The following is a 7,595-nucleotide window of genomic DNA, read 5'->3' on the forward strand; positions in this document are numbered from 1 at the left end:
GCCGTTATATTTGGCATCCCACAATTCCTTCCACGAATTGACGTTCGCATATCCCTTGTCGGTGCGGATGCCCATGCCGATGGCGCTGGTGAAGATCGAGACGCCGACAATCTTGTCGCTCACCGCGTAGGGATAGACGTCCGCGAGATGGGGGACGAGCTTGGCATCGATCTTCGGCTCGACCAGGCCCATCTCGACCGCGGCCCATTGCTCGTTGGAATTGGTGTGCAGCACGTCGTAGACCGGTGCCGAGCGCGAGCTCGCCTGCAGCTTCGGCAGGAACGGCAGCGCCCGGTCCGTGTTGAGCTTGCACTTGAACTCCTTCTCGAATGCCGGGCCGATTTCGGCGCTCATCACGTCGCCCCATTTGCCGCCCCAGCCGGTGATGTTGAGCACCGGCTCGTCCGCGCGCGCGACATGCGGCGAAGCGAGCGCGGCGAGGCCGGCCCCGGCGCCGAGGCTGAGGAAACGGCGGCGGCTGAGATGCGAACGTTCAAACGAATGCGGCATGTCCCGATTCTCCGTTACAGCTTGACATAGGCGCGCAGGCCGACGGTGCGGTCGAGCGCGATGACGACGACAAAGGCCAGCAGGATCGACACCACGGAGGCGGCGCCGATCGTGCCGTCGAGGTCGAATTTCAGGTAGTTGAACAGCGTGATCGGCAGCGTCTCGCCGCCCGGATTGACCAGGAACAGCGATACCGGAAACTGGTCGAACGAGACGATGAAGGCGAAGATCGCGCCGGCGAGAACGCCGGGCTTGACCAGCGGCAGCGTGACCTCGAAAAAGGTGCGCGCCGGGCTTGCGCCGAGATTGCGCGCGGCCTCTTCCAGCCGCAGGTCGAAATTGTGCAGCACCGCGAGCGTGGTGCGGACGACGTAGGGGATCGTCACCAGCGTGTGCCCCGCGACCAGCCCCCAGAGCGGGCGGCCGACGTCGAGCAGCACATAGGCCTGGAACAACGCAAGCCCGGTGAGGATCGCCGGCAGCATCAGAGGCGAGAGCATGGTCGCCAGCACCAGTCGCGCGCCGGGCAGGTTGCCGCGCGCGATCGCGAGCGCAGCGGAAGCGCCGAGCAGGGTGGCGCAGACGGTGGTGAGCACGGCGACCTCGAGGCTGACGCCGAGCGCATGCATGAAGTCGCGCGCCGCGAAGAACTTCTGAAACTAGCGCAGTGAGATGCCGACCGGCGGAAACTGGATGAAGGGCGTCGGATTGAGCGCGAACACCACGACGATGGCGATCGGCGCCAGCAGGAAGATCAGCACCGCGATGTTGACGGCGAGATAGAGCGCGCGGCCCCAGCGCCAGGGCGCGACGGCGGATTTCGTGGCCGCCGTCACGCCACTTTGGCGCACGATCGGGCTTGCCGTGCCGGATGAGGTGGAAATTCGCATCATTGGCCTCACTGCAACTCCTGCTGACCGGAGACGAGGCCGAGCGCGCGGTTATAGGCCAGGACGAGCGCAAGCGAGAGTGCGAGCAGCAGCATGCCGAGGGCTGCGGCGAAGCCGACGTTGAAGTTCGCCGAGATCTGCTGGTAGATCAGGATCGGCAAGGTCATGATCTGGAATCCGCCGAGCAGGATCGGCGTGACATAGGCGCTGATCGACAATGCGAACACGAGCAGCGAGCCGGCGAGGATGCCGGGCAGGCTCAACGGCAACGTCACCTCGATGAAGGCGCGGAACGGGCTGGCGCCGAGATTCTCCGCCGCCTGCTCCAGCCGCTCGTCGATGCGGCCGATCACGCCGGTCAACGTCAGCACCATGAACGGCACATAGATGTGGACGAGGCCGATGACGATGCCGGTCTCGTTGTACATCAGCTTCAGCGGTTGGGTGACCAGGCCGAGCGAGATCAGGGTCTGGTTGATGACGCCCTTGTCGGAGAGCAGGGTCATCCAGGCGAAGGTGCGCACCACGATGCCGGTCAGCATCGGCGCCAGCACGGCCATCAGCAGTGCCGCGTGGCCGGCGCGGCTCCTGATCCGCGCCATCCAATGCGCCAGCGGATAGCCGATCGCGAGCGCGACCAGCGTCGTCACGAGTCCGATCCGGATCGTGGTCCAGATCACCTCGAGGTAATAGGTGTCGTTGACGATGCGCGCGTAATGCCTGGTGGTGAAGGCGACATGCGGCATCACCACGGGATTGCCGGTGAGCAGGCTCATGACAGCCATCAGCCCGATCGGCAGGAAGAAGAACAAAGTGAAGAGCAGGGCGCTCGGCAGGACGAGCAGCGCGAGGCCGTTGCTGCGTCCACCCGCCGCGCTCATCGGGCTCCAGCTCCTGTGCGTAACGGCATCCCCGTCTGGCCGAGCGGATCGCCGGTCATGCGGCGGAGCTTCCCGGCCATCGCGGCAAGCTCGCGGCGGACATTGGCGCGCTCGGCTGCGGTGGTCGCCTGCACCGAATAGGAGACCGCGATGCCGATCAATTCGCCGGTCTCGCCGCTTGCGAGCGCAAAACCCTGCGAGCCGACGCCTTCGATCGCCTCGTCGGAGGCCTCGGAGACACCCGTGCGGCGGATCTCGCTCAACCGCTCCATGAGCTGCTTGAAATTCTGCGGCGCGTTGCGCGGCAGCCTTGGAAACGTTCCCGGCACGCGGGCGCGGATGTCCTGGTCGGACAATCGTGCCAGCATGGCGCGGCCGTTCGAGGTGGCGAGCGCGGAGGTGCGCTGGCCCGGCGGGTTGACGACCCGGAGCGGATTGGAGCCCGGCACGATGCGCAGCACTACCTGCTCATGGCCGTCGAGCACCGCGATGTAGCCGGTATGCCCGGTGCGGGCGCAGACCTCGCGCAGCTCGCGCTCGGCGGTGCCGATCAGATCGTCATGGGCGCGATGCAGCCGGCCGAGCTCGAAGGTCAGCAGGCCCGGACGGTAGCGGCGGGTATGCGGATCCTGCTCCAGCAATCCGCAATCGCGCAAGCTCCGCAACAGCCGCGAGGTCGAGCTCTTCGGCTTGCCGGTGATCGCCACCACGTCGGCGAACGACAGGTCCGGCCTGGCGGTCGAGAAGCAGCGCAGAAGCTCGATGGCATTGGTCAGGGCGCTCATGATCGAAACTGGAACGGTTCCAAATTATGGAACGTGGTCCCGAAATCTTAGACCAGCGGCGCAGCCGATCAAGACGAAATTTCCGGCATGCTGGCGCGGGATTGCACAAGGGCGGCAGCGATCGCGCACCACCGCCGTCGTGCCAATCCAATCCCTCTCACATCAGTGGTTCTCGATCCGCTGCCACAGCCAGCGCGCGACCGCCTCCGGCGAGGCGGCGGCATCGTTGCCGGAGGCGCGCAGGTTTGCCTCACGCATGGTCGCGATGTCGATCCGGCCGAGCAGCGGCTGGAGCGCCGCTTTGAGCTTCTCGTCGCCGGCGCGCTTCGGTGCGAGCAGCACGATCGCGTCATAGGGCGGAATCGCATGGCGGGGATCGTCGAGCGCGGAGAGGTCGTATTTGGCGATCAGGCCGTCGCTGGTATAGCCCGCGATCACGTCGACTTCGCCGGAAGCCACCGCTGCATACATGAAGTCGGGCTGCATCTGCCGCTGGGCCTTGAATGGCAGTCCGTAGGCCTCTCGCAGCGCCCCCCATTCCGGGCGCGAGAAGAACTCGTAGTCGCCCGCGATCGACAGCGTCGCCGCATGCGAGGCGAGATCGGCGATCGAGCGGATGCCGAGCTCGTCCGCGCGCTGCTTCGGCATCACCAGCGCATAGGCATTCTCGAAACCGAGCTCGCCGAGCAGGGTGATGTGCTGCTTCTCGAGCTCCGCTTTCAGCTCTTCGATCAGCTTTTCGCGTGGCGGCGTGTCGGTGCGGTGAAACTGGTTGAGCCAGAGCGTGCCGGAATAGTCCACATAGACGTCGATGTCGCCGGCGGCGAGCGCGTTGAAGATCACGCTCGAGCCGAGCCCCTGGCGCGACGAGGCGGACAGCCCGGCGGCGCGCAGCCGATCGGCCATCAGCGCCGCCAACACATATTGCTCGGTAAAGGTCTTGGCGCCGATGGCATAGCTCGAGGCCGGGCGCGCCAGCGCCGGCACCAGTGTGGCCACCACCAGTGCCGCGATGCCGAAACTGCCGAGCGCGGTGCGCGCGCGCTTGCGGGCCCGCAAGCCGTTCTCGATCAGCGCCAGCAACTGGTCGACCGCCAGCGCCAGCACGGCGGCGGCGAAACAACCGAACAGCACCAGCACCCAGTTCTGGGTCTGGAGACCGGCGAAGATGTAGTTGCCGAGGCTGGTCTGGCCGATCGGCGTCGACAGCGTTGCGGTGCCGATCACCCACACCGCCGAGGTGCGGATGCCGGCCATGATCACCGGCAGCGCCAGCGGCAGCTCGACCGCAAACAGCGACTGCCGCGGCGTCATGCCGACGCCCCGCGCAGCCTCGATCAGTTCGCCGTCGACGCCGTTGAGGCCCGTGATGGTGTTGCGCAGCACCGGCAGCATCGAATAGAGCGCCAGCGCCAGCACTGCCGGCAGGAATCCGAAGGCGGAGAAGCCGAAGCCGAACCAGGCGAGCGTCACCGAGGCCAGCGCCAGCAGCAGCGGATAGAACAGCGCGAGCAGCGCCAGGCCCGGCACTGTCTGCACCACCGAGGCGACGGCGAGCAGTGCGGTCCGCAGCACCGGCCGCTGCCGCGCGGCGATCGCGAGCGGCAGGCTGACCAGGAGTCCCAGCGCCAGCGCCGCGACGCTGACCCGAACATGGTTGCCGAGATAGTCGGCGAGATGGGCGAATGCTTCGCCCCAGCGCGGATCGGTGAGAAAACTCATGTCGCGCCGTCCCCAGGCAACAGCGCGTTCAGCCGCTCCGCCTGCCGCCGCGGCGTGCGCAGCAACTCTGCCACATAGCCGTCCTGGTTTTTCGAGAGCTCGGCCGGCGTGCCCTGCGCCAGGAGTTTGCCGGCGCGCATCACCGCGACGCGGTCGGCCAGCACCAGCGCCTCGGTCATGTCATGGGTGATCATGACCGTGGTGAGGTTGAGCTTCCGATGCAGTGCCCGGTAATCGTCGCCGAGCGCGTCGCGGGTCAGGGGATCGAGCGCGCCGAACGGCTCGTCCATCAGCACGATCCTTGGTCGTGCCGCCAGCGCCCGGGCGACGCCGACGCGCTGGCGCTGGCCGCCGGACAGTTCGTGGGGAAAGCGGTCGCGATAATCGGCGGTCCGGAGCTGGACCAGCTCCAGGAGTTCATCCACCCGGGTGGCGATCTTGTCGGCAGGCGTACCCTGAAGTTTTGGGGTAATGCCGATATTGTCGGCGACGCTCATGTGCGGGAACAGCGCCCCGCTCTGGAACACATAGCCGATGCGGCGGCGCAGGCCGACCGGATCGGCGGCCTGCACGTCCTCGCTCTCGACCGTGATCCGGCCCTGGTCCGGCTCGATCAGCCGGTTGGTCAGCCGGAGCAGGGTGCTCTTGCCCGAGCCCGAGGCGCCGACGATCGCCAGGAACTCGCCCTCGGCGATTTCGAGCGATACGTCGTCGACGGCCGTGACCCGCTCGGTCCCGCGGCCCGCAAAGCTCTTGCCGACATGGCTATAGGCGATCATCGGCAAGGTGCTCAAGACTCCCCGGACGCACGACCTGACCTTCCAGCGGAAGGTGAAGCTCTGCGTTAGCATGTAGCACGGCCACGTTGAACTTGTCCGAGCAAGCGGCTAAGCCAGCAGCCCAATTCGGAGGGACGCGGGTGGACGGGGCGGTGCCGCAGGCGGTCGCGCTGGAACAGGCGACGGTGGCATTTCGCCTGGCGGATGCACGCGTCTATACTGCGGTCGAGAGGGCGCAGCTCGCAGTCGGCGATGGCGAGTTCGTCGCCATCGTCGGCCCCACCGGCTGTGGGAAATCGACGCTGCTGAACGTTGCGGCGGGCCTGCTCAAGCCGGCCGCGGGCGCGGTGAAGATCTTCGGCAGGCCGCTCGCCGGGCTGAACCGGGATGCCGGCTACCTGTTCCAGGCCGATGCGCTGTTTCCCTGGAAGACGGCGCTGGACAATGTTGCGATCGGGCTCGAAGTCGCCGGCACGCCGCGAGGCAAGGCACTGCCGCGGGCGGAAAGATTTCTCGCTTCGGTTGGGCTAGCCGCCTTCGGCAACCGCTACCCGCACATGCTTTCCGGCGGCCAGCGCAAGCGCATCGGCCTCGCCCAGGTCCTGATCCGCGATCCCAAGATACTCCTGATGGACGAGCCGTTCGGCCCGCTCGATGCCCAGACCCGGCAGATCATGGGCAATCTCCTGCTCGAACTGTGGAGCGCCGACCGCAAGGCGGTGTTGTTCGTCACCCATGATCTCGAGGAGGCGATCGCGCTGGCCGACCGGGTGGTGATCATGTCGGCGGGGCCGGGCGCGCGGATCATCGGCGACTGGCCGGTGCCGCTGCCGCGGCCGCGCGACATCTTCGAGGTGAGGCTGCAGAAGGAATTTCACGCGCTTCACCGCGAGATATGGAGTGTTCTCAAGAGTGAGGTGTTGAAGACCTACGCGCAGGCGGGCGCCGGATGAAGCAGGCCTTTCATCGGGTTCCGCGGGCGTGAAGGCAACGGCGCGGTGTGTGATGGCAAGTAGGAGGGACGAAATGTTCTCACGTGGATTGATGCTGGCAGGCGCGATCGCAATCGTCGCGTGCGCCGGTGTGCACCAGGCGGATGCGGCGGGGACGCCCGCGGCGTTCTCGCTGTCGTCGTCGAGCTTCAAGGACGGCGCGCGGCTCGCCAAGAAGATGGCCGGAGACAACAAGAGCAATCCGAATTGCGTCGGCGAAAACGTCTCGCCGGCGTTCTCCTGGGCGAACCCGCCGGACGGCACCAAGAGCTTTGCCCTCCTGATGTTCGATCCCGAGGGCCGGCCGCCGGGCGGCGTCAGCCATTTCGTCGCCTACGGCATCCCGGCGTCGGTGAAGGGTTTTGCCGAGGGCGAGCTCTCCAAGGCCAGCGACAAATATGTCGGCGGCCAGAGCACGATGAAGCTGTCCAACTACTTCGGTCCGTGCACGCCGCCGGGCGCGCCGCACCACTACATCTTCACCCTGGTCGCGACCGATCTCGAGCCGTCGGCGCTGCAGGCGGGCATGACCCGCGAGGACCTGATCAAGGCGCTCGACGGCCACGCCAAGGGCGCCACCGGCATCGTCGGCACCTTCGAGCATCCGTGATGGACTACTGCGGAGCTGATCAGGAAGGTAGATGTCAGGGTCGACATTGATGCAGTCGCGGCAGGCACAGTGCACTCCCTCCCCCACGCAACCGGGGTTTACCCCGGTTGCGCATTATGAATCTGCGCAAGTCGGGCAGGCCCGACTTGCGACGGGGGAGGGCTGGGGAGGGGGGTCCCCACGGGCGGTGTGCCTGGGGACCACCCCTGACCCCTCCCAGCGAGGGGGAGGGGAACGGCGAGACCGATCGCTATGTCCCGCCTGAGCCTCCTTGCGCTACAGCTCCTCGTCGCCGTCGTCGCGCTTGCGCTGTGGCAATTCCTCGCCACCGTGGCGGTGCTGGGGAAGGTGTGGCTGCCGCCGTTCTTCTTCTCCAATCCGGTCGCCGTTTTCAGCCAGATCGTCGCCTGGTTCGCTTCCGGCGTG

At 66.7% G+C, this 7,595-nt stretch carries 6 protein-coding genes and 3 pseudogenes; 3 read left to right on the plus strand and 6 right to left on the minus strand.

The window, feature by feature from the left end; all coding sequences use genetic code 11:
• The 6 genes and pseudogenes from JOY90_RS11955 to JOY90_RS11980 form a co-directional block, all read right to left on the minus strand.
• A pseudogene (locus tag JOY90_RS11955) lies at positions 1-510 on the minus strand (ABC transporter substrate-binding protein); the annotation flags it as partial.
• A gap of 14 nt (positions 511-524) precedes the next feature.
• Positions 525-1,403 (minus strand): annotated as a pseudogene (locus JOY90_RS11960) (ABC transporter permease).
• Between the two features lie 5 nt (positions 1,404-1,408).
• Positions 1,409-2,281: an ABC transporter permease gene (locus tag JOY90_RS11965; RefSeq protein WP_291691347.1), complete on the minus strand. Its 873-nt coding sequence runs from the start codon at positions 2,279-2,281 to the stop codon at positions 1,409-1,411.
• Positions 2,278-3,066 carry an IclR family transcriptional regulator gene (locus tag JOY90_RS11970; RefSeq protein ID WP_291691348.1) on the minus strand — a complete coding sequence of 263 codons (789 nt, stop codon included), beginning with the start codon at positions 3,064-3,066 and terminating at the stop codon, positions 2,278-2,280. The genes JOY90_RS11965 and JOY90_RS11970 overlap by 4 nt, the downstream gene beginning before the upstream one ends.
• Before the next feature lie 162 nt (positions 3,067-3,228).
• Positions 3,229-4,788 (minus strand): ABC transporter permease/substrate-binding protein, encoded by a 1,560-nt coding sequence (locus tag JOY90_RS11975; protein ID WP_291691349.1) that lies wholly within the window; start codon positions 4,786-4,788, stop codon positions 3,229-3,231.
• On the minus strand, positions 4,785-5,582 hold the full coding sequence (locus JOY90_RS11980; RefSeq protein ID WP_291691350.1) for an ABC transporter ATP-binding protein: 798 nt from the start codon (positions 5,580-5,582) through the stop codon (positions 4,785-4,787). Before JOY90_RS11980 ends, JOY90_RS11975 begins: the two co-directional genes overlap by 4 nt.
• A 125-nt stretch (positions 5,583-5,707) precedes the next feature.
• Between JOY90_RS11980 and JOY90_RS11985 the strand changes: the two genes are divergently transcribed.
• From JOY90_RS11985 to JOY90_RS11995, 3 genes and pseudogenes are all read left to right on the plus strand, one after another.
• Positions 5,708-6,520, plus strand: a complete 813-nt coding sequence (locus tag JOY90_RS11985; protein WP_291691351.1) for an ABC transporter ATP-binding protein — start codon at positions 5,708-5,710, stop codon at positions 6,518-6,520.
• A 73-nt stretch (positions 6,521-6,593) separates the two neighbouring features.
• Positions 6,594-7,169: a YbhB/YbcL family Raf kinase inhibitor-like protein gene (locus tag JOY90_RS11990; protein WP_291691352.1), complete on the plus strand. Its 576-nt coding sequence runs from the start codon at positions 6,594-6,596 to the stop codon at positions 7,167-7,169.
• 252 nt (positions 7,170-7,421) lie between these two features.
• Positions 7,422-7,595 (plus strand): annotated as a pseudogene (locus tag JOY90_RS11995) (ABC transporter permease); the annotation flags it as partial.

This window comes from Bradyrhizobium sp. (genome assembly GCF_019242285.1).
Taxonomy (GTDB): domain Bacteria; phylum Pseudomonadota; class Alphaproteobacteria; order Rhizobiales; family Xanthobacteraceae; genus Bradyrhizobium.

Coding starts and splice junctions, on each gene's coding strand:
- JOY90_RS11965 (WP_291691347.1), bottom strand. CDS start 2,281: ATGAGCGCGGCGGGTGGACGCAGCAACGGCCTCGCGCTGCTCGTCCTG.
- JOY90_RS11970 (WP_291691348.1), bottom strand. CDS start 3,066: ATGAGCGCCCTGACCAATGCCATCGAGCTTCTGCGCTGCTTCTCGACC.
- JOY90_RS11975 (WP_291691349.1), bottom strand. CDS start 4,788: ATGAGTTTTCTCACCGATCCGCGCTGGGGCGAAGCATTCGCCCATCTC.
- JOY90_RS11990 (WP_291691352.1), top strand. CDS start 6,594: ATGTTCTCACGTGGATTGATGCTGGCAGGCGCGATCGCAATCGTCGCG.